Annotated in this window: 12 protein-coding genes; 7 read left to right on the forward strand and 5 right to left on the reverse strand. The window is 47.2% G+C overall.

Annotated features, from left to right (window positions below; translation table 11 throughout):
• The first annotated feature begins 694 nt into the window (after positions 1 to 694).
• Entirely contained in the window at positions 695 to 1495 is an 801-nt protein-coding gene (locus tag L876_RS0103040) for a BRO-N domain-containing protein (protein WP_028762446.1), read from the forward strand.
• Positions 1496 to 1587: 92 nt separating this feature from the next.
• Here L876_RS0103040 and lysS read toward each other — a convergent pair whose 3' ends face one another.
• Complete coding sequence (gene lysS / locus L876_RS0103045; protein WP_028762447.1) at positions 1588 to 3090, reverse strand: lysine--tRNA ligase; 1503 nt, start codon at positions 3088 to 3090, stop codon at positions 1588 to 1590.
• 12 nt (positions 3091 to 3102) lie between these two features.
• A protein-coding gene (prfB, locus tag L876_RS0103050) for a peptide chain release factor 2 (RefSeq protein WP_162148991.1) occupies positions 3103 to 4201 on the reverse strand; the annotation gives its coding sequence in 2 pieces (ribosomal slippage) (positions 3103 to 4125 and positions 4127 to 4201; 1098 coding nt in all).
• A 213-nt stretch (positions 4202 to 4414) separates the two neighbouring features.
• Between prfB and L876_RS0103055 the strand changes: the two genes are divergently transcribed.
• Complete coding sequence (locus L876_RS0103055; protein WP_028762449.1) at positions 4415 to 5398, forward strand: ion channel; 984 nt, start codon at positions 4415 to 4417, stop codon at positions 5396 to 5398.
• 238 nt (positions 5399 to 5636) lie between these two features.
• Entirely contained in the window at positions 5637 to 9851 is a 4215-nt protein-coding gene (fdhF, locus tag L876_RS0103060; protein WP_028762450.1) for a formate dehydrogenase subunit alpha, read from the forward strand.
• A 76-nt stretch (positions 9852 to 9927) separates the two neighbouring features.
• On the opposite strand, the gene L876_RS0103065 is transcribed toward fdhF, so the two are convergent.
• Both L876_RS0103065 and L876_RS0103070 read right to left on the reverse strand, forming a co-directional pair.
• Entirely contained in the window at positions 9928 to 11592 is a 1665-nt protein-coding gene (locus L876_RS0103065; RefSeq protein WP_028762451.1) for a methyl-accepting chemotaxis protein, read from the reverse strand.
• 232 nt (positions 11593 to 11824) lie between these two features.
• Entirely contained in the window at positions 11825 to 16951 is a 5127-nt protein-coding gene (locus L876_RS0103070; protein ID WP_028762452.1) for a S8 family serine peptidase, read from the reverse strand.
• A gap of 628 nt (positions 16952 to 17579) precedes the next feature.
• Here L876_RS0103070 and L876_RS0103075 point away from each other — a divergent pair.
• The 4 genes from L876_RS0103075 to L876_RS0103090 are packed head-to-tail and all read left to right on the forward strand — an operon-like array spanning position 17580 to position 20713.
• On the forward strand, positions 17580 to 18416 hold the full coding sequence (locus L876_RS0103075; RefSeq protein ID WP_028762453.1) for a MipA/OmpV family protein: 837 nt from the start codon (positions 17580 to 17582) through the stop codon (positions 18414 to 18416).
• A complete protein-coding gene (locus L876_RS22260) occupies positions 18406 to 18801 on the forward strand; it encodes a DUF3019 domain-containing protein (RefSeq protein ID WP_051412884.1) in 396 nt (131 codons plus the stop codon). The genes L876_RS0103075 and L876_RS22260 overlap by 11 nt, the downstream gene beginning before the upstream one ends.
• Entirely contained in the window at positions 18798 to 19499 is a 702-nt protein-coding gene (locus L876_RS0103085) for a response regulator transcription factor (protein ID WP_028762454.1), read from the forward strand. Before L876_RS22260 ends, L876_RS0103085 begins: the two co-directional genes overlap by 4 nt.
• Entirely contained in the window at positions 19499 to 20713 is a 1215-nt protein-coding gene (locus L876_RS0103090; RefSeq protein ID WP_028762455.1) for an ATP-binding protein, read from the forward strand. Before L876_RS0103085 ends, L876_RS0103090 begins: the two co-directional genes overlap by 1 nt.
• 3 nt (positions 20714 to 20716) lie before the next feature.
• On the opposite strand, the gene chrA is transcribed toward L876_RS0103090, so the two are convergent.
• Entirely contained in the window at positions 20717 to 21886 is a 1170-nt protein-coding gene (chrA, locus tag L876_RS0103095; protein ID WP_028762456.1) for a chromate efflux transporter, read from the reverse strand.
• Positions 21887 to 21922 lie beyond the last annotated feature (36 nt).

Raw genomic sequence — 21922 nt, forward strand, 5'->3', positions numbered from 1 at the left:
CGTCGTGGCGCTTCGCCCACACCAGAGCCAAGGGGGAAACCGCTTGTCCCCCTAGCAATCCCGCAGCGCTCCGGCGAAATTTAAACAGCAAAATTTCCAACGGAGAATTATCTAGCTTTAACCTGCAAATATAACCCGCTTCAGGAAGCGACAAAATCACTAACGCTTCCGGCGATACGTCCCTTCCCCTCGAAAGCTAGCTGAAATCTTAATTGCAGGATGTACTAAATGCCTTGAAGCACATGGATGTGCGAGAAAGGCCATAGCCAAACTCACGTTATTTTTTTGCTCTCCTCAATTCAAATCGAACATCTAGGTCTTTAGAAGTTGTTATATCAAGCGATGTCATATGAACCTGCGGGTACAATAGACTCCGTTGGAAGTGTCCGAATGCGGTGAGCTAATTTGCGTGATCGAGGCAGGACGCCGACATAGCCTCAGTTGAGCCATGGATGGCGAATCTGAGGCGATAGCAAATTAGCTCATTTAGCATGAGGATCAACACTTCGCCGGAGCGGCACAGGGATATCGAAAAGGGAAATGCTGTAGTTTCCCTTTCGTCGGGTGTGGGCGAAGCGCCACGACTTTAAAACCACACACTGAATCAATTTTAAGGGATGATAATTCAACCTAAAAACTCAATAGCATCAATCCAGAAAGTAAAGTAACTTAATAAATTAACTGTATAAATTGAATGAAAGATGTAATTGAGCCTGTAAATAATTTAGTAAATGTCTGTTATGAAGGAACCTCTGGGCAAACAGATATAAGAACAATGTATATCGACGATATTCTTCACTTTTCATTAACGGATGTTTTTGTCGTTTTGAACAAAGAAAATAAAAGTATGGGTGAACGAAACCCAACAAGAAACATCCCAAATCTAATAAAAACACTCATAACAGCTTTAGATAAAGATGAATATACCCAGTTTCCTCATTCAAAACCAACACCAGGGTTAGAAACTGAAACTTTCGTTACGCAGCCTGGCTTAAACAGAGTAATGGGGAATGATGACTCTGCTGCAGGAAGAAAATTCCAACGTTGGTTATATCACGATGTTGTACCTTCTCTGACAAAATTTGGCTCTTATCCACCCCCTCTTACACCTCAAGGTTCAGCACTTTCACAAATGGCTGAAATTGTAGCTCAAAACTCAAGGGTACTGGCAGATACAATTATTCGGCAAGATAGGTTAGAGCAAGAAGTAAGCTATGTTAGGGGGGATATAAACAGTGCCCAAGAACGTATTGAAAAACTTGAACAGCAAGGTTCCGATAATGAATTTATCATGACCGTTAGACAATGGTTTGATAAAAAAGAAATAGTTTTAACAAATAAAAAAGAGTTTGACATAGTCACATGGTGCGAAAATATTAGCCTTCGAGATAACAAGAAAAAAATAGCTTGCCCATCCGGAGAAAGGTTGAACGCAAGATTCAATCTAGATGTTATTACCCAAGCAAAATCGTTGGTAGAAGACTCTCAAGGTTAGTAAATATCAGTAATAAAAACAAAAAACCAGCCTACTTGGAAAAGTGGCTGGTTTTTTAATCGTGATTATTAAGCCAACGGCTTAATCAACAATTACGCTTGTGGGCGCATCGCTGGGAACAGAATCACGTCACGAATCGTGTGCGTGTTGGTAAACAGCATCACCAAACGATCGATACCAATACCTTGACCCGCAGTTGGTGGCAGGCCGTGCTCGAGTGCAGTAATGTAGTCAGCGTCGTAGAACATCGCTTCGTCATCACCTGCATCTTTTGCATCAACTTGCGCTTTAAAGCGGTTGTCTTGATCTTCTGCATCGTTAAGCTCAGAGAAACCGTTAGCGACTTCACGGCCGCCAATGAAGAACTCGAAACGGTCAGTGATGAAATGGTTTTCATCGTTACGACGTGCCAGTGGTGAGATATCAGCAGGGTAGCCAGTAATGAAGGTTGGTTGCATTAACTGTGGTTCAGCCGTCTCACCAAAAATCTCTTCAAGTAACTGACCGCAAGTCCAGAACTTCTCGATGGTCATGCCTAGGCTCTTAGCCAAGTCACGCATAAACTCAAGGTCTTTCACTTCTTCATAAGTCATCGACTGAATCGTTGCGTTGTCTGGGTTATACTGCTTAATGGCATCTAACATGCTTAGACGAGCGTATGGACCACCAAAATCAACGGTGTGCTCGCCATAAGGAAGTTGTGGAGAACCACAAAGTTCGATAGCGATAGAGCTCAACATCTCTTCAGTCAAATCCATCAGATCTTTATAATCTGCGTACGCCATGTAGAATTCCATCATAGTGAATTCAGGGTTATGACGAGGCGATAGACCTTCGTTACGGAAGTTACGGTTAATCTCAAACACACGCTCAAAACCGCCAACCACTAAACGCTTCAGATAAAGCTCTGGCGCAATACGCAGATACATAGCGATATCAAGCGCATTATGATGCGTCTCAAATGGACGTGCTGAAGCACCACCAGGAATGCTGTGCATCATTGGGGTTTCAACTTCCATAAACTCTTTTTTCACCATGAAATTACGGATTGCTGAAACCACTTTAGAGCGCATAATGAAGGCGTTACGAGACTCTTCATTCACAATCAAATCAACATAACGCTGACGGTAACGAGTTTCTTGGTCTGTTAAACCATGGAACTTTTCAGGGAGTGGACGCAATGCTTTAGTCAGCAACTGGTACTCTTCCATGTTCACATACAGATCGCCTTTACCTGAAAGGTGTAGCTGACCAGTAACACCTATGATGTCACCAATGTCTAAACCTTGGAAAGTCGCTTTAAGATCTTTTTGAACGTCTTTACCCGCGTAAGCTTGAATGCGGCCAGAAACGTCTTGAATCACTAAGAAAGGACCACGCTTAGCCATGACTCGGCCAGCAATTGAACGCACAATGCCCATGCCTTCAAGCTCTTCTTTGGTGTTTTGGCCAAATTCAGCTTGGATGTCTGCCGCTTTATGTTTTCGATCGAAGTTATTTGGGTGACCGTTTGCTGGGCAGTTCGTACGGATGTGCTCTAATTTAGCACGACGTTCTGCAATTAACTTGTTCTCGTCTTGGGTTTGTTCAGTCATCTTCTTCTCTCGTTAAAGGCCAGATTTCAGGCTAGCTTCTATAAACTTGTCCAGGTCGCCATCTAAGACGCTCTGGGTATTTCGATTTTCAACACCGGTACGTAGATCTTTAATACGCGCATCATCGAGCACATATGAGCGGATCTGGCTGCCCCAACCAATATCTGACTTGGCATCTTCTGCAGCCTGTTTGTCGGCATTCTGCTTGAGCATCTCTAGCTCGTACAATTTAGCTTTTAGCTGTTTCATCGCCGCATCACGGTTCTTATGCTGCGAACGGTCATTCTGGCACTGCACTACCGTGTTAGTTGGCAAATGAGTAATACGAATTGCCGACTCTGTTTTGTTAACGTGCTGACCACCCGCGCCTGATGCACGATAGGTGTCGATACGCAGATCCGCTGGATTAATATCAATTTCGATCGAGTCATCAATCTCAGGGTAAACAAATACCGAGCAGAAAGAGGTATGACGCTTACCAGACGAATCAAATGGCGATTTACGCACTAAACGATGAACACCTGTTTCAGTTCTCAGCGATCCAAAGGCATACTCGCCAGAAAACTTAATGGTTGCACCTTTAATGCCGGCTACATCACCACCGGTCACCTCAATCAACTCAGGCTTGTAATCATGAGCTTCGCCCCAACGCAGATACATACGCAGTACCATATTGGCCCAATCTTGCGCTTCAGTACCGCCCGACCCAGACTGAATATCTAAATAACAATCGGCGGCATCATGTGGACCAGAAAACATGCGACGGAACTCAAGTTCCTCTAAACGTTTTTCCAGCGCAGCAAGTTCAGCTTCGGCATCATTGAAGGTTTCTTGATCATCCTCTTCAACGGCCAGCTCCAGCAGCCCTTCGATATCTTCGAGGCCACTGTCCATATCATCGATAGTTTTGACGACCGCTTCGAGCGAAGCACGCTCTTTTCCAAGCGCTTGTGCATTCTCAGGATTATTCCATACTTCAGAGCTTTCAAGCTCTCGGCTCACTTCTTCTAGACGCTCACACTTAGCATCGTAGTCAAAGATACCCCCGAAGAAGGTGGGTACGGTCGGCCAGCTCCTTGATTTTAAATTTAACCGGATTTACTTCAAACATGACTCTTTCTACTTAAATATCGATGGGCAGGAGTGCAAACGCGGTATTTTAACTCAATCACCCGCTTTAGCCTAGAGGCGAGACTCGCAGAATCGGCCTTATTTCATGCAATAAAGGCATAGAATATAAAATGCAGTGTTTTCAAACGTTCGCTCAAAACCCCCCTGCACAATCCAACTTACTATTTCACATTTGCTGGCTATACTTTTCAATATGAATGAAGAGATAACTCGTTGTTGCTACCACGAAGATGAAGGATTTTCCTGCACAGAGCCTGCGGAACCTTCAGGCTTGTGCTATTGGCACGACCCAAAAATCCTTAAAGATAAACCAGAAGATATTGCTCGATTAGAAGCCTACGCCCGAGGCGGAGGCATGATGCGAGGTATCGCACTTAAGCGTGCAGAGCTCCCGGGAATCGATCTGGTTCGTCATCATCAAAAAACCGGCTTTGACATGAGTCATGCCGAGTTATACCGCGCCAACTTAAATGGTGCTCACTTGTTTAACCTTAACCTGCAAAATGCCAGTTTAATGAAGGCCGATCTGCGCGACTCCAATGTCCATTGCGCTAACCTCATCAATACCAATTTACTTGGCATAAAATGGAATGGCGCCAAGATTGAAAATATCAACACAGGTAAAGCCATTAAGCAGGAACGAATGGCACTTGAGGCTGAGCGAGTTGGCGAGCAAGAGATAGCCGAAGACTATTTTGAGCAAGCAGAAGAGATCTATCGCGATCTGCGTAAAGCCGCTGAACGTGAAGGATTATTTGCCATGGCTGGCGAGTACCTCCGCAAAGAACTCACCATGCGTAGACATCAAATGCCCAAGTTCAGTCATACCCGCATGGTATCAAAGTTTGTCGATCTTTTCTGTGGCTATGGCGAGGCCCCCATCAGAGTGATCGGCTTCTCCATGGGGCTCATTTTCATCTGTGCCCTGCTCTACCTATTTACGGGGTTAAGTTACGATGGCAACATCCATGTATTTAATCTCAATAATGGATTATCGGCTAATCTCACCCTCTTTTTTAACTGTGTGTACTATTCTGTGGTGACCTTTACCACACTTGGCTATGGTGATTTCACCCCAATAGGTTTCTCCCGTGCTATTGCAGCTATCGAGGCGTTCACAGGCAGTTTCACCATCGCATTGTTCGTGGTGGTATTTGTGAAAAAAATGACTCGCTAATTCGCTACACCCAAGCAAAACGATAACCCGATCACATTTAAGTCGTACGCATCAAGACCGGGGTCTCAATGCCTTCACTGAGCGTGAAGTACCGCCCAAAAGCTGCATAAATAACCACTTCTAAGACCTGTTGCCAAAAGGGCTCTGGGTATACTCAAGCCAACCTTACTTCTCTAATTTACTTACTCAAGGTGATGCACTGCCGAGCATAGTCAACGATTCTAAAAAGGTCCCTACAATGATAACACTCACTATCGATGGTCAATCGGTCAATGCCAAGCGGGGAGAAAACCTCCTCCATTGCGCCACTCAATCAGGCATCGCAATCCCCAATTTATGCCATCAAGGCAAGCAAGCGGAAGGCAGAAAATCCTGTGATCTCTGCTATGTTGAGACCACAGATTGTTCAGGTAACAAGACCACCATCAAGGCTTGTGAAACACACATAAGTGAACCACTGACGGTCATCACTCATTCCGCTGCATTATCTGAACTGCGCCAAGCATCACTTAAAACTTTACTGAGCGACCACTTTGCTGACTGTGAAGCACCTTGCCAGACCGCCTGCCCTGCAGGTGTCGATGTACAGTCTTATCTGTATCAAATTGCACAAGGCAATCACAAAGAAGCCGTAAAAATCATTAAGGACACCTTGCCACTGCCACTCTCTATTGGCCGAGTCTGTCCCGCATTTTGTGAATCGGCTTGTCGTCGTGGTGAACTAGATGAACCCCTTGCCATCAGACAGCTAAAACGTCATTCAGCCGATATCGATCTTCAGGGCGATAGCTATATCCCCACAAAACTCCCCGCAACCGGCAAGCGAGTAGCCATTGTAGGCAGCGGCCCCGCTGGAATCAGTGCGGGTTTCTACCTCTCCAATGCTGGCCATGATGTCACCCTTTATGAGTCGATGCCCAAGGCCGGCGGCTGGTTAAGGTACGGCATCCCCGAATACCGTTTGCCTAAAGCCATTCTCGACCAAGAAATTGAGCTACTCTGTAAAAACGGCATGAAAATTCAAACTAATACACGGCTAGGTGAAGATATTCACCTCAAAAGTTTACTGAACGATTTTGATGCCGTTTGCCTAGCAATTGGTGCACAGAAAGCCGTGTCGATGAACTATCCAGGGGTTGAGCTTAACGGTTGCTATTTAGGGGTGGACTACCTAAGAGACCATTGCACCGATAAACAGTACACCACAGGGAAAAAAGTGGCGGTGATCGGCGGGGGAAATACCGCTATCGACTGCGCCAGAACCGCTCTTAGAGAAGGTGCAGAAGTCACCTTAGTCTATCGACGCACTCGTGATGAGATGCCCGCAGAAAATTATGAAATTGAAGAGGCTGAACACGAAGGTGTACGCTTCTATTTTCTCACTAATCCCATCGAAAATTTGAGCGATAATAACGGCCGAGTCAACGCCGTCACGTTTGAAAAAATGCTCCTTGGGGAGCCTGATAGCTCTGGTAGACGTTCACCCAAAGCCACTGGAGAAACCTTTACGGAAGCATTTGACACCGTTATTCCCGCGGTGTCTCAGACTCCAGATATGACATTTTTAATCCATCCTGAGAGCCAGTTGTCTACGGGTGAAGTGGCACTGACCCGCTGGAATACATTCTCAGGCTGTGAACACACTATGTCTTCAGGCATAGAGAAACTGTTTGTATTAGGAGACTCTCGCACAGGCCCAGCAACCGCTGTCGCCGCGGTCGCCGATGGCAAAAAAGCCGCACAAGCCATCGAAAAACAGCTCAATGGCTCGCTGACATGTGAGTTGACCCCCAAAGCTTTTAACTCGCAAAAGCGCTCATCCACACCACTTGATAAAAGCCACTTTCCGCAAACGCTAACTCAATCTAAGGCCAGGATGCTTGAGCTGCCGATATCCGCGCGGCAAGGTAACTTTGCCGAAATCGAGCAGGGCTTTGACGAAGCGGTGGCCATAGCCGAAGCAGCACGCTGCCTTGAATGTGGCTGTCAGGCCAATACAGATTGCCAACTACGCGACTTAGCGACCGAATATCGTATTGAGGAACAAGGGCTTAATAAAAGCGAACATCGTGCCTTTACTCAAGATAGCAGCTCACCCTTTATTCATTTTGATCCCAATCGCTGTATCAGTTGTGGAGCTTGTGTCACTGCCTGCCACCAGCAATCGGGTCATAAGGCAATATGCTTTGAAGCCGATAGTTACTTGGCCCTGCCGACTCAGTCTCCCTCTGCACGTCAAGCTCCCCGCGTTGGCTTTAATGCCACCATGGCCGACAGCCAATGTGTGCAATGTGGCAATTGTGTTCAGGTCTGTCCCACTGGTGCCTTAAGCGACGCTCGAGATAAAACCCAGGGCCGCAAGCAAGCCTTAATTAATACCTCAACCGTGTGCACATACTGCGGTATAGGCTGTCGTATCGAACTGCATACCGATCCAGAGACAAATGAGATTAAGCGGGTTAGCGGCGACCCCGAGTCCCCCGTCAATCACGGCATGCTGTGCGTCAAAGGTCGATTCGGCTTCGACTTTGTCAATAGTGAGCAGCGACTAACCACACCACTGATACGCCAACAAGGCACGCTCGTCCCCGTAAGTTGGAGTGAGGCAATAAACTATATCGCCGAAAAACTCTCCAAAATTAGGCAGCAATTTGGCTCAAATTCTATTGCAGGGCTCGCATCCGCTAAGGCGACAAATGAAGACAATTACCTGTTTCAGAAACTTTTCAGAAGCGTAATAGGTACCAATAATATCGACCACTGCGCTCGCCTTTGTCATGCATCCACTGTTACCGCACTGCAAGACTCTCTGGGCAGCGGCGCAATGACCAATGACATTCCATCAATTCAAGCCTCTGATCTGATCTTTATCTTGGGCTCAGATACCAGTGCGGCCCACCCCATCATTGCCTCAAAGATAAAACAGGCAGTCCATCAGCATGGCGCTAGATTAGTTGTCGCCGACCCAAAGAAAGTTACCATTGCCGATGACGCCGAACTCTACATTTGTCAGCGCCCAGGGACAGATGTAATGCTGCTTAACGCCATCATGCAGCAAATCATCAGCAATGACTGGCACGATCTCGACTACATCACTAATAGGGTCGACGGTTATAGTGAGTTGTATGATGAGGTGATGAAGGATGACTATCAGCTAGCTAATGCCGAGCTCATTACGGGTGTGAAGCAAGCCGATATTAAACTTCTTGCCAAGATGATTGGCACCGCAAAAATCACCGCCATCTACTATGCGATGGGTATAACGCAGCACACCTCTGGCCATGACAATGTCACCGCGATAGCCAATTTACAGCTGCTGTGTGGCAATATCGGCGTCAAAGGGGCCGGGATTAACCCACTTAGGGGTCAGAGTAACGTTCAAGGTGCCTGTGATATGGGGGCACTCCCCAACTACTTTACCGGCTACCAAAAAGTGGATGACCCATTGGTACAGATGCGTTTTACCCAAGCATGGCAAAAAAGTGAACTACCATCGACCATAGGTATTGCCGCTACTGAGATGATGCATGCCTTAGCAAAAGGAACCCTTAAAGCCTTATATGTGATGGGAGAGAACCCTGTCTTGAGCGATCCGGACCAAGCGCATGTGTTACAGGGCCTTAAAGCGTGTGAACTGCTCATCGTGCAAGACATTTTTATGACCGAGACGGCGGAACTTGCAGACGTAGTATTGCCCGCAGCTAGCTTTGCAGAGAAGCAGGGGCACTTCACCAATACCGAGCGCCGAGTGCAGCAATTACAAGTGGCTATCCCCTCACCTGGCGTTGCACGTCAGGATTGGCAAATTATCACAGATATCGCCAACGCTTTAGGTGCCCAGTGGCACTATGATAATGAGCGAACCATCTGGCATGAGATCACCCAAGTCACGCCTCAGTACCGCGGTATTAGCTGGAAAACTATCGATCCCACCACCACAAACGGCAAACATGGAATCCAATGGCCCTGTCCAGCAGAAGGACATCCCGGGACGCCTATTTTGCATACCAGCCAGTTTACGCGCGGCAAAGCTGTGATGCGACCAGTGAGGTATCGACTGCCAGCAGAAATGCCCTGCAAAGATTACCCCTATATGCTGTCTACCGGGCGCTTACTTGAACAGTTCCACACTGGCACCTTGTCGCGTAAAACCGCAGGGCTCAACGACCTCGCCACGCCAAGAGTAATGATTTCGGCATTCGATGCTGACAAGCTAGGGATCGATAATGGTGAAATGCTCACCCTATCCACACGACGGGGCAAAATAAGCATCGCAGCGTTTGTCACCAAACGGGCGCAAGCGGGAGTGCTGTTTTTACCCTTCCATTTTGCCGAAGCGGCAGCGAACAAGCTCACCAATAATGTCCTCGACCCCGTGGCTAAAATACCTGAATTTAAGATCTGTGCGGTAAAGGTCGAAAGCGCCAAAAAGCCCATAAAGTGCGATGAGTAACCACTCGCTATTATCCAGGCTACGTGCCACAAAAAAGGCCGCTCATTAACGAGCGGCCTTTTTCATCTATCAATGATTAAACTTTAAACTGCCCTACAAGTTTGTCCAGTGTCCGCCCCTCTTCAGCTAGCCCTTGACTGGTATCAGAGGCACTATTACTTGATTGCAGCAACTCATTAACGATATCTTGGATAGCGTAAACGTTACGATTAATCTCCTCAGTCACCGAGCTCTGCTCCGTTGCTGCGGCGGCAATCTGGGTACTCATATCATTAATAGAGGTGACCGCTGAAGTCACCGCCCCCAAACTATCTGAAATTGCCCGTGATGAAGTTACCGAGCGATGGCAGCTTTGTTGGCTAGATTCCATACTATTCACCGCAAGCGTCACTAGATTATGTAGCTCCGAGAGCATCTCGTTAATCTCTAAGGTACTGGCTTGCGTCCGGCTGGCGAGACTTCTTACCTCATCGGCGACTACCGCAAAACCGCGCCCTTGCTCTCCCGCCCTTGCCGCTTCAATGGCTGCATTGAGCGCCAGTAAATTGGTTTGCTCTGCAATCCCACCAATGACACTCAACACACTGTTGATTTTTTGCGACTGCTCATTAAGCGAAGTAATGTGTTTGGCCGCCGTATCAATTTCACTCATCAAGGCCGACACTTCATGCAAAGAACTATCAACACATTGTTGTGCATTACTCACATCGTCAGTGGCTGCATGGGTCGCTTCAGCCACCTGCGTGGTGCTCATCGCCACTTCAGACGCTGTCGCCGACATTTCGGTGATGGCCGTCACGACTTGGTCAGTTTCGTTGTTATGACTGATTAACTGAGTAGTCATGGTTGCGGTTTGTGATGAGATGTTGTCTGCCCCGCTTTTTACCTCAACAGTCGCTCTGGCGACATCTTTGATAATACTCTGCAGCTTCTCGACAAATTGATTAAACGCTCTACCGAGCATAGCGATTTCATCACTACCATTAACAGTTAAACGTTTAGTCAAGTCCCCCTCGCCTTTCGCAATATCTTCAAGGTTTTGTACCATGTTATGTATTGGATTCACCATGCGTTGTGCCGCTACTAAAATAACAACCGTTGTCAACGCGACTAAAATAAACGCAATAAAGATAATCATCATGGTTTTATCATTCATATGCGCAGTCATCACCTCACGGTAACTGTCCACTTGCATGTCAATATCATCGGTATAAGCGCCTGTCCCCAAGATCCCGTCTTTACCTGGTATGGTGGCGGCATAACCAATCTTTGGGATCAATCCGGCTGCGCCAGGCTTTGCATGTTCATAAGCAAAAAAACCATCGCCTCGACGTGCCGTTTCAATCAGCCCGACCACCACCTTCTTACCATTGGGATCTGTCATGCCGATTAAATTTTTACCTTCTTGATCTGGTTTGACCGCATGAAACTCACTGATACCGTTAAAATTGTAAATAAAGAAGTAACCTGCCGAACCAAAACGTACATTGCGTAAGGCGTTATTCACATCACCTTGTGCCCCTAAATTAAGCTGGTAATTAACGACTTCTAATGCAATTTCAACCTGTTCTTTTAACTGGGACTTCCTCTCCTTGTAGAGGCTGTCCTTGAACGTGGTCATATTTTCTTCAAGAGAGTTTGATTCTAAGTTGTAGGTAATCGATACCAAAAACAGAAAGCTTAAAATCAAAGGTAGCAAGGCAAATACCAAGAGCTTATTCTTCATTTTCAATTGCCACATTTTTATCTCCTGCGAGAAGTGATACATCTATAAACTAAAATATAGCTAATAAATACAAATGTTAGTGATTATTTATCGTGAAGCTGTAATAGATCAACAATTTGATAAATGGTTATCTTATCGGCAGGTGTTGAGATATGTGGTTAGAGAGGTTTAGTTATTAGAAAAAAGCCGGCCTCCTATCCTTAGGGGGCCAGCAATAACTTATTAAGCTATGACGAACACAAGCTAATTAGGCTTTTGTTACTTTACGCTTACGGCGTGCGCCAGCTATCATCATCAACAATGCGGTAAAACCGAGCGCACCACCATCGTCTTTATCTTCGACTTCTGGTTTTGTCTCTGGCTCAGGCTGAGGGTCAACACCATCAGATTCTATCGTCAGCATGAAGCTGGTCGATGCCGCATCGCTTGGGTTTTCCACATCGCTTACGGTAACCGTGACTTCCACTTCACCATAGAAGTTCTCTTCTGGAGTGATGGTGATTTCGCTGCCCGAAGTATGCCCATCGACCACAGCGCTAATGTGCTCACCGCTGACGGTGATCTGGTTGACGCTGTTTTGCTCATCGGCGTACATCACTGTGATACCTTCCAGACTCGTGTTCTCTGCAACACTCTGGTCGGCGATGGCGCCCAGGGTGATGTTAGAGGCAACACTGACGGTATGGCTCATGCTGATATCGGCCATGCCTTCGACCTGGCTGACGGCATTGACGGTAAGATCCTGACCGGCAGCATTCTCTTTAACGCGAGTCCAGGCGGTCACCTCGAACTGTGAGGACTCAGGCCCCATATAGTCGTAACAGATCACTAGGCCGTCAGATAACTTCTTATCCAGCTCGCCATAGCTAAACTGCTCACCCAGATACTTCTGCAGCGGTCCATAGGCATAGACGCCACCTCTAAAGCCTTGAATACCGATAGAGCCTCGGCCATCTTGGCTACCGAAATCTAGGTTGTCATAGGCCATCATCATCTCATACTCACCGTCGCCATGGCGGGTGTTGACGTTGAAGATCAACTCGAAGTCGAATCTGTCATCCAACTCTTCCCACTGGTAGACACGGTTAGCATCACGACCTGCTGGCAGATATGAACGGGCATTATCGTATTCCAGGATAGCCCAACCAGTTTGCGTGCTGGCAATCGAGATACCTGAGCGCTCTCTAAAGCTATTGACCAATGGCGCCGACAGGATAGCTTTTGGCGCACTAGGGTCGAGCACCTCGAAACCGCGCCACATCATGCCGATCGTCTCATACGGGAAGTTGTTGTATGGGAAGATGTCATGATATGGGAAGAAGAAAGGCTGGCCTTCCCATAGCGAGACTATGCCGTGGGCATGGATATCCAGCACATTCTGCTTGCCGACATTAAGCTTTTCGCTGTTGTTATACAGGTGGAAACTGTCATAACGACCACCAAAGATCACATCGATTGGCAGTACGATACCGTTGCGAGTCAGGATGTTATTGTCTTTACCAGTAATGGCACGACCATTGTCTCCATACTCAACTGGCGCAAAGCCACTGAACATTGGATAGATACGGAACTCTTCGAGATCCACATAGCCACCTGGGTTGCTGTTACCAAAGTCTGGCGTGCGGCACATGGCATCTTCCAGGTTAGTGGTCACCTTGTAGCTGGCTTCCATCTCTGCCGTGTTAGGCTGGACACCGCTAATGGTTAACTTGCCATCTTCTAAGGTGATGTCTGTGACTATCTCTTTCGATGAGGTCAATACATCTTCCACATTCAGGCTTAGGCCTGCAGGAATGTCGGCGCTAATGGTAAAGGTGCGATCGACACCACTGTCGTTAGGCTGAACCTCGAAGGTAAAAGGTACTTGCTCACCCAGATGTGCACCGGTTTGCGGTACATCCAGATGTACGTCATCGATACCACGCTCAAGCTTGAAGGCGACCTTGCCTATGTTGCCGGCGTTGATCTCTGAGGTGCCAAAGTCGAGCAGTGAGTAATACACCTCGCCTTCAACCATCTCAGGCATGTTCCAGTTAACCTGAATGTCTACAGGCTCCTGACCATTGCTGGCGGATACTTCCAGGCTCATGTTAGATGCCACAGTGTCAGTGACTACGGTTGTCGCAAACTGGAAGGTCTCTTCCATCGCGTCATAGTAGTTGTTCTGAGCCTTACCCTCTCGATTGTTGTAGAAGATCGCCCAATATTGGCCCTCTTCCGGCTCGTTGATATTACAGAAGTTGTCGTACTGGATGTGGTTAGACACACAGAGTAACTCTTCAAACGGATCCGCCTGGCCATTACCGTTATAGTCTTTACCCACATAAACGATTAGGTTACCGACATCTAAGGTACCTTCCAGCTCACTCTCTGTGGTACCGAAAGATTCCACCATCAAGCGACGGGCATTAGCAGGCACATCGATCATCTCGACGTGGGTGGCCTCATCCAGGCGCTCCTCCATAGGCACAGTCATGTCGGCTGTAGAGCTCCATGGGAAATTACCATCATCATCCTTTGGCAAGGTGATGGTTTTCACATCGGCCTTCACAGGCGCAAAGATACGGCCATGGATGTTGTCGCCTTCCGGCAGGCTGATCCCCTTGATGATGGCATTGCCATCGTTACGATGAGCCGTTGCTGCCAGACGTCCAGGCATGCCGTTCTTGTCATACTTGAAGACCACAGGCCAGTGCGCCTCTGACGCATTGCCACTGGTTTCGGTGAAGATTAAGTTTGAATGCAGTTCAACTTCCGCATTACTGAACCAATCCTGGGTATCCATGATCGAGGCCTCGACCACGATATCCATGGATTCACCGGCTTCGAGAGTAAACTCGCTCGGTGTCACCTTGATAGACACACCGTTTTGCGCCATCTGTGAACGAGAGTCAAATGCCCAGTTGATCACATCATCATGGGTCACACTCCAGCTACCGGCCGTGGTGGCCTTGATGGTACGGATCCACTGACACTTTGGCTTACACTCAAAATTCACCAGCTGTGGAATGTTGAGCTTATGCACCGCGCCACCGTTTTGCGGATCGGCAGCCTTGAAGTTCTCGGCTGTCTCGTCCAGGACAAAACCTGCCTTGGCCGCGTTAGCCACATTGATACGACCGGTACCGGCGCGGTAAGTCGAGGCCAGTGCCACATCACCATTTTCATCATCGAGTCTGTGATACTGCACCTTGTTCTCGGCAGTCATTGCCAGCGCAGACTGTATCTCGGTAGCGCTCCAGTCCGGCTTAGCCTGCTTAAGCAGTGCCATGGCACCGGCAACATGCGGCGAGGCCATCGAGGTGCCGCTTAAGAAGGCGAAGTCACCAGATGCGCCACCACTGACAAACGGATGCTCATCGGCAAAGGCGGCGTAGATGTTCACGCCAGGCGCCGCAACCGCAGGGATTAGGGCTTCAGGCGTCGAAGGACTCGGACCACGTGATGAGAAGGCGGCTAACCAGTCGGCGCGCTCAGGATCCAGATCGCGATCGATAGTGGTCTCAGAGATGGTCAACACATGGTCGCTACCTTTAACCAACCAATCACTCAGGCCGTAACCAGACATACCGTTGTCCCAGCGACCGTCCCACTCCTGCTTGGTGATATGGATACTCGGCACCGAGTAGGCCGCGGTCGCGACGATAGCGTCGGCATTGGCATAGTTGTACATGATCATACCATCGGCGCCGCCAGCTTTAATGTTGTCGGCTTTAGCAGAGCGAGCAATACCATTAGGATCATTAAGATTATTGCGCTTACATACCACAATCACGTCTGTCGGATCACCGCCACTGTCGGTTAAATCAAATGTACCAGCAGGAAACGGCGAGCCACAATATTCATCACCATAGGCACTGGCTTTAACAACCATACCCGTTACCGAGCTTGAGTTAACCGCGCCACCTTCAATTTCGCTCCACTTAGGCGCTTCGCTGCCACCCATAGGATCTGTCAGTCTGGTATCGACAACAATTTCACGGCCATGAGTGCTGGCTGCCACGTTCATCAGCCAAGGAGAGGCATGGTCGATCGCGCCAAAGTATTCTTTATAACCACTTGGTTGGCCTGAGTTACCCGCTGCTACCGCAACTGAAATGCCCGCCTCACGTGCAGACAAGAAGGCTAATTCAACATCGTCGCTCCATGGGTGAGAATCTTGACCACCAATAGAGAAGTTGATCACATCCACACCATCGCTGATCGCATCTTCGATACCTGCGATCAAGGCTTCACCAGGACAGCCAGGGAACAGCTCATTTGATGGATTACAGACTTGATAGGAGATAATGTTCGCATGTGGTGCTACACCGCTCATGCGAGGGAATAAGTTTGGCTTAATCACTGTGCCATCTGACACTTCACCAGGAGCAGGGCTGACATAGTCAACATCAAGTAACACGTTACCCGCTGCCGTAGAGGCAACATGTGAGCCATGGCCTTGATAATCTTCACCAACGGCTGGGCGAGTCGTCCCAAAAATACCACTGGTAAAATTATCTGTGATCACAGGATATGAGCGAACGCCAATGAGCTTGTCGTTACACATATTCTCAAACCCCTCTTTGGTACAGTCGCCCACATACTGGCCGGCTCCCCAAGGGTTGGTATGGTCATAACCATCATCGCCAACATCGGCAAATGAACGATGATCTGAGTTAATCCCAGTATCAACGATACCTACGATCACATTTTCGCCTTTGTAAGGCACAGAATCAGTTGCAACACCGGTCCATAACTTATCCGCTTGGATCAGTTCAGGACCCGCGTCTGAAAATAACTCATAGGTTTTTGAGCGACGAACAGACGCCACACTGCCCATTTGAGCAACACGCTGCGCTTCCTCTTGCGTCATCATCATCGAGAAACCGTTTACCGCATTGGTAAACTGTTGGCGAACGTCACGATCACCTAAGGTTGAACCAATTTCTGATATGAGTTGTTGTTGTTTTTGCAGAAGTTGATTGCGATAGGTCTTGATCTCATTGTTCACAGGCTTACCAGCAACAAAGAGCTTGCCGTCGGTTGACTTGTTAGTGCGAGATTTTGCAAAGGAATCGTCCAGATTAAGCAGTGCTGCACCCGCTTGCGCTAATGGCTGCTGATGCATTCTCACGATATAGACATGCTCCCCCGTCAGCCCATCTTCGGCGACGAACTTACTTTCTTGACGATTAATTTGAACATTCAATCCATCATTTTGCAGCAAGCTATCGCTCTGTTTGGGCCCAGCATTAAGCAGCTTAGCCTGCTCTGCAGTGATGTTAAGAGGCTGAAGCTTATGAACTTCTCCTCCAGATAGGGCAGCGGCTTGTGCCATACTCACGCTATACAGCGCGGCGGCAACTGCCGTTACTAATGTTTTCACCTTCATGAAACTATCCACCTTTTAAGTTATTACCTGATGAGGTTTGTTTTTTTGCATATATATTCACCAGCGAAATAACATATAATCATGTTGTTAAACGAAAGCGGCAGTGGTTTGATGTAGCATTTTGTAGATTTGTTAAAAAAGAAACATTAAACCAACAATTAAGACTTTGTGGTGGGTACAGGTCTAATCTCTACTTATCAAACTCGTTTACAACAGCACTAAACAACTTAAAAAACAGAAAGATAGAACCAGGAAGTATAAAGGCGCCACTAAAAAAACCATGTTAACGCCATGAAAACAGAGGTGAGATAACCGAGACTGGATGTCACTATATCGATTAAAATGCTTTGAAAAGATGCATTAACACATAATGGTTACCGTAATCGACAGCAAAAAGCAGACAGCATATTTATGCATAAAACTTTCGATTGGTTATGCTAAATTATCGTTATAGGTCATCTAACAGATTGATATAAATAGAAGCTAACGGCGAAACACTGCTAGATTTATGGAGAGTCATACAGTAAAGCGAGATGTAGCATTTTGTACGCTCGCAGATATTTTTACAGACTTTTAACTTAAGATCGTTTTAGATTCATACATGCTGTTTTAGGATTTAGATATCACCATGAAGTACCTTTTTTCCAGCCTCTGCATCATATTTGGCCTCACTTTAATAGATGCCAGAGCCGATGAGCAGCTTGATGCGATAAAGACGGGCGAACTGCAGTTCACCCTCGCCTTAGGCTATGGCGGTATTGAGAATCCTAGAGCGAAATCTGACAACATCACCACCTATGTGTTACCCAGTTGGTCCTATTATGGTGAACGCTTCTATGCAGAGAACTTTACCTTAGGCTATAGCCTCTATGAATCTGATCGTTTTATTGTCGATTTGCAAACTCGCCTAAATGAAGATGGGATATTTTTCGAACTAGATGGTTGGAGCAATGTTTTTTTAAGCGATATTTTGGGCTATAAACCAAATAAGCAGCCACTATTTGGCCCAAAGATCCCCGAAGTTCCGATCGAGCGGCATATCTCCTACCTTGGAGGGGTTAACACCTCCTGGTTAACCCCTTATCTGGATATCAACTTAGGCTATTACCATGATATAAGCGGGGTTCATCAAGGCAATGAGATCCACTTAAAGCTTAAAACAATCCAGCCTTTATCCTGGGGAGCCCTTGCCTTCGAAGTGGGCGCAATAAGAAAAAGCAGCCAACTCATCAAATACTATTACCACTTTACCGAAGCTGAACTTGGGCGGCCGATACGTGAAAGTGCCCAATCCGCGTCTATCAATTACCATGCTAGCGGAGTCATCAACATCCCACTTTGGCAAGATATCAATTTTGTCGGCATTGTCACCTACACTTGGTTAGGCGATGAGATAAGCGACAACCTGATGGTAGAAAAAGATGACTACTTATCTGGGTTCGTTGGAGTAAGCTATGCCTTCTAGCGGGTCAACCTTGATGACAATGCTGCTTATTTTGGCCTCAATGGTGAGTGTCGAAGTGAACGCTGCGACGACAGAAGTCGAGATCAAACCCCAAACCTGTGCGGTGCTAGAAGCAGGGACTCCTTGCCATATGCAGCTCAAGATCAGCTATCATCTGCAGGTACTGGAGCAGACTTGCATCTGGATAGCACTAAGAGAAAAGCCTGAGCAATGCTTCGACAGCCTAAGCGTCGACCACTTATTTGACCTCTCATTAATTGAAGATACTCAGGTGTTTATAAAAGATCTCAATGATAAAGTGCTCGATGAAGTAACAATACAAGTTGCTATCTATCAGCCAGTAAATACCCGAAGACGCAGAGGGCTCAATTGGAACTTGCTATGACCACACCAAAGATATTGCTTATTGAGGACGATCTTGACCTAGCCGAACTCACGGTGCTTTATCTGTCTCAACAGGGATTCGAGTTAACCCATGTAGAGTCTGCTGAAGAGGTGTCCCAGTTGGACCGGACTGAACACTTCGATCTCATTATCTGTGACATCATGTTGCCAGGACAGGACGGCTTTAGCCTATTCGAAGCGCTGGCGGAGCGCTTTCGATGCGTGATCATCTTTATGACGGCGCTCGATGGCCAGCAAGAGCAAATTAAAGGGCTCGAGTTGGGCGCGAGCGACTATATTGTCAAGCCAGTAGATCCTGAGCTGTTAGTTGCGCGAATTAGGGCGAACCTCAGAAAAGGGCAAACTAACCCACAGTCCAAAACCCTTGCTATTCATGATTTTCATATCGACTTTACCAAACAACAACTGTCGATAGCGGGTCTGCCACATAAAGTCACCACCCAAGAATTTAGTCTACTGTGGATCTTCGCCCAACATCATGGCGAAATTTTAAGCCGCGAGTCTCTATTCGAGCAATATGTTGGTCGACCCTACGATGGTCTCGATAGAGCTATCGACCTAAAGATTAGTCGATTACGTAAAAAAATAGAGGGCTATCAGATAGAAGGCTTAACCATCAAAACCGTTCATGGGCAAGGCTATCTGTTCAACTATCAGCCACAACTATCGGACCGATAATGAAGTTTCAATTTTATCGCCTCTATGCTTTATTGATACTCAGCAGCGCGCTGATCATTTGGTCATTTAGTGAAATTCATACCGCCATGCAACAAGGCAACGAGTCATATCAAATCGATGTCGATAACGTATTTAGTGGTCTAATAGACGAACAGCACCCCGTCACTATATCCCGTATCAGCGCAGACAACTTAGCCCTGCCAACAGATCTTAACGACCAGCTCAACCAAGGCAAAACCATCGCCCTCACCTTAAGTAATCGACAAACCTATTACTACCGACAAGGAAGTAGCGCAGAAGAGGTGATCGCCTTTGGCCCTGTCATACATGCTTCGCAAGCGAGTGTACCGAGGGAACTAATCATCTTCGCGTTATACGCCAGTCTCGGCTGTGTAGCACTCCTGCTTATATGGCCACTATTTCGCGATCTCTCGAAATTACAAAAAACCGCTATCGACTTTGGCGCGCGGCCGAGAAAGATGCCTCAAGTCATCAACAAGCGTTCTGCAATCTATCCACTCGCCAAGGTATATCATGAGGTAACGATACAGATAGTCGATTTCCTGCAGATGCATAAAGAGTTATCTCGAACCATCTCCCACGAAGTCAGAACTCCGCTGGCACGTATGCGTTTCGCCCTGCAGCTTAGCAAGGAGCAGTTGGATGAAAAATATTGGCAAAGGCTCAATGCCGATATCGACGAGATAGAGCAACTGGCCAGCAACTACCTCTCCTTTGCCAAGCTTGAACACAGAGAGACACAGTTGCAGAAAGTAGAAATTTCCCCTCAACAGTTTCTAAAACAAATACAAGATAAGTTTTCCCTTTATCAGCATAAAATCATCATAAATTTCGATGCCAACAATCTTGCCACCTATATCGACACACAATCCATGACCATAGCCACTCAAAACCTGATCATGAACGCCCTAAGATTTGCTCGGACCCAGATCAATGTCAGCTTTTATTGTGATGGCGAGCGTTGTGAAATTAAGGTTGAAGATGACGGACCAGGCTTCGAAGGCAAAGGAAAACAGTTGTTAGCCGCCTTCGCCAGAGACAAGGACCAATCCGACAGCTCCGGCTATGGCCTAGGACTGTATATCGTACGTAAGGTCGCCATCTGGCATCAAGGGGCATTGACACTACAGCCATCCACTCTCCTGGGTGGCGCATGTCTTTGTATCCGCTGGCGTAACCATAAACAGCGGTGAAGCTTAGCCAATCAACCCGAACATCACACCAACAAGGCTGTAGCCAAGCACCAGCCACAAAATATTTAGTCGAAACCGCTTAAACAGCCAGAAACCTAGCAGCACCAAAATCAGATCGACCAGCGAATAGATAGCACTGGCGATCACTGGTGACACCAATGCAGCCAATAGTAGGCCTACCACTGCAGCGTTAATTCCCGCAATCGCCCCACGAAATTGACTACGATGCATTAACCCCTGCCAAACCGTTAAGGCTGATAGCAACAACAGAAAGCCCGGTAAAAAGATGGCCAAAGTTGCCACCAATGCGCCAATAACAGGTTTCGCACTGAACACTTCGGCCCCAAGAAATGCCGCCAAGGTGAACATAGGACCAGGCACAGCTTGTGCCAAAGCATAGCCTGTTAAAAATCGTTCACTACCTATATGTTGACCAACGCTCATCTCAAGCAACGGCAGCACCACATGCCCTCCACCGAAAACCAATGCCCCAGCCTGATAAAACTGGGCAAATATTTGCCCAAGTGGGTGCTGACTATTAAGCAGCACCAATGCGGTGATAAACAGCGTGCCAAACAGCGCCAACCATTTTACATTCACCAGAGTGAATGATAGGTTTCCCCTCCCATCACTCCCCCCATTTAGCGATTTAGGCGCAAGACAGAAGATACCGATACCCGCGGCAACAACTAATATCAATAACTGGCCCCAAATATTGCCTACAAGCAGCGTAACTACCGCACTAGTGAGCATTAGTATTTTCGCTATCGATTTAGTACAAAACTGGTTATACATGCTTAACACAGCATCGAATACCACCACCACCGCCATCAACTTTAAGCCATGAATCAAGCCATTAAACCAGCTTTCGCCTAACCAATTAGCACTACCTAGCGCCAATAACAGCAGTAATGTAAAGGAGGGAAGAGTAAATCCAATAAATGCCGCTAGGCCGCCTAAAAGCCCCGCGCGATGGTAGCCAATCGCAAAACCAATTTGACTTGAACCGGGTCCGGGGATCACCTGACTTAACGCCACTAGCCCGCCAAATGCTGTCATATCAAGCCAATTAAGCTCATTCACAAAGCGACGTTTGAAATAGCCAATATGGGCCGCTGGGCCACCAAAGCTCACCAATCCAAGTAGGAAAAACTTTATAAAAACATCGCTCACACTTAACCCCTCTTGCCCGTTACAGTGGATAGAATA

Source organism: Shewanella colwelliana ATCC 39565 (assembly GCF_000518705.1).
Classification (GTDB): Bacteria; Pseudomonadota; Gammaproteobacteria; order Enterobacterales; family Shewanellaceae; genus Shewanella; species Shewanella colwelliana.

Excerpts from the sequence above, each read along its gene's own strand:
- L876_RS0103040 (WP_028762446.1), top strand. The coding sequence starts at position 695 with ATGAAAGATGTAATTGAGCCTGTAAATAATTTAGTAAATGTCTGTTAT.
- L876_RS0103070 (WP_028762452.1), bottom strand. The coding sequence starts at position 16,951 with ATGAAGGTGAAAACATTAGTAACGGCAGTTGCCGCCGCGCTGTATAGC.
- fdhF (WP_028762450.1), top strand. The coding sequence starts at position 5,637 with ATGATAACACTCACTATCGATGGTCAATCGGTCAATGCCAAGCGGGGA.
- L876_RS0103075 (WP_028762453.1), top strand. The coding sequence starts at position 17,580 with ATGAAGTACCTTTTTTCCAGCCTCTGCATCATATTTGGCCTCACTTTA.
- L876_RS0103085 (WP_028762454.1), top strand. The coding sequence starts at position 18,798 with ATGACCACACCAAAGATATTGCTTATTGAGGACGATCTTGACCTAGCC.
- L876_RS0103090 (WP_028762455.1), top strand. The coding sequence starts at position 19,499 with ATGAAGTTTCAATTTTATCGCCTCTATGCTTTATTGATACTCAGCAGC.
- L876_RS0103065 (WP_028762451.1), bottom strand. The coding sequence starts at position 11,592 with ATGTGGCAATTGAAAATGAAGAATAAGCTCTTGGTATTTGCCTTGCTA.
- lysS (WP_028762447.1), bottom strand. The coding sequence starts at position 3,090 with ATGACTGAACAAACCCAAGACGAGAACAAGTTAATTGCAGAACGTCGT.
- L876_RS22260 (WP_051412884.1), top strand. The coding sequence starts at position 18,406 with ATGCCTTCTAGCGGGTCAACCTTGATGACAATGCTGCTTATTTTGGCC.
- L876_RS0103055 (WP_028762449.1), top strand. The coding sequence starts at position 4,415 with ATGAATGAAGAGATAACTCGTTGTTGCTACCACGAAGATGAAGGATTT.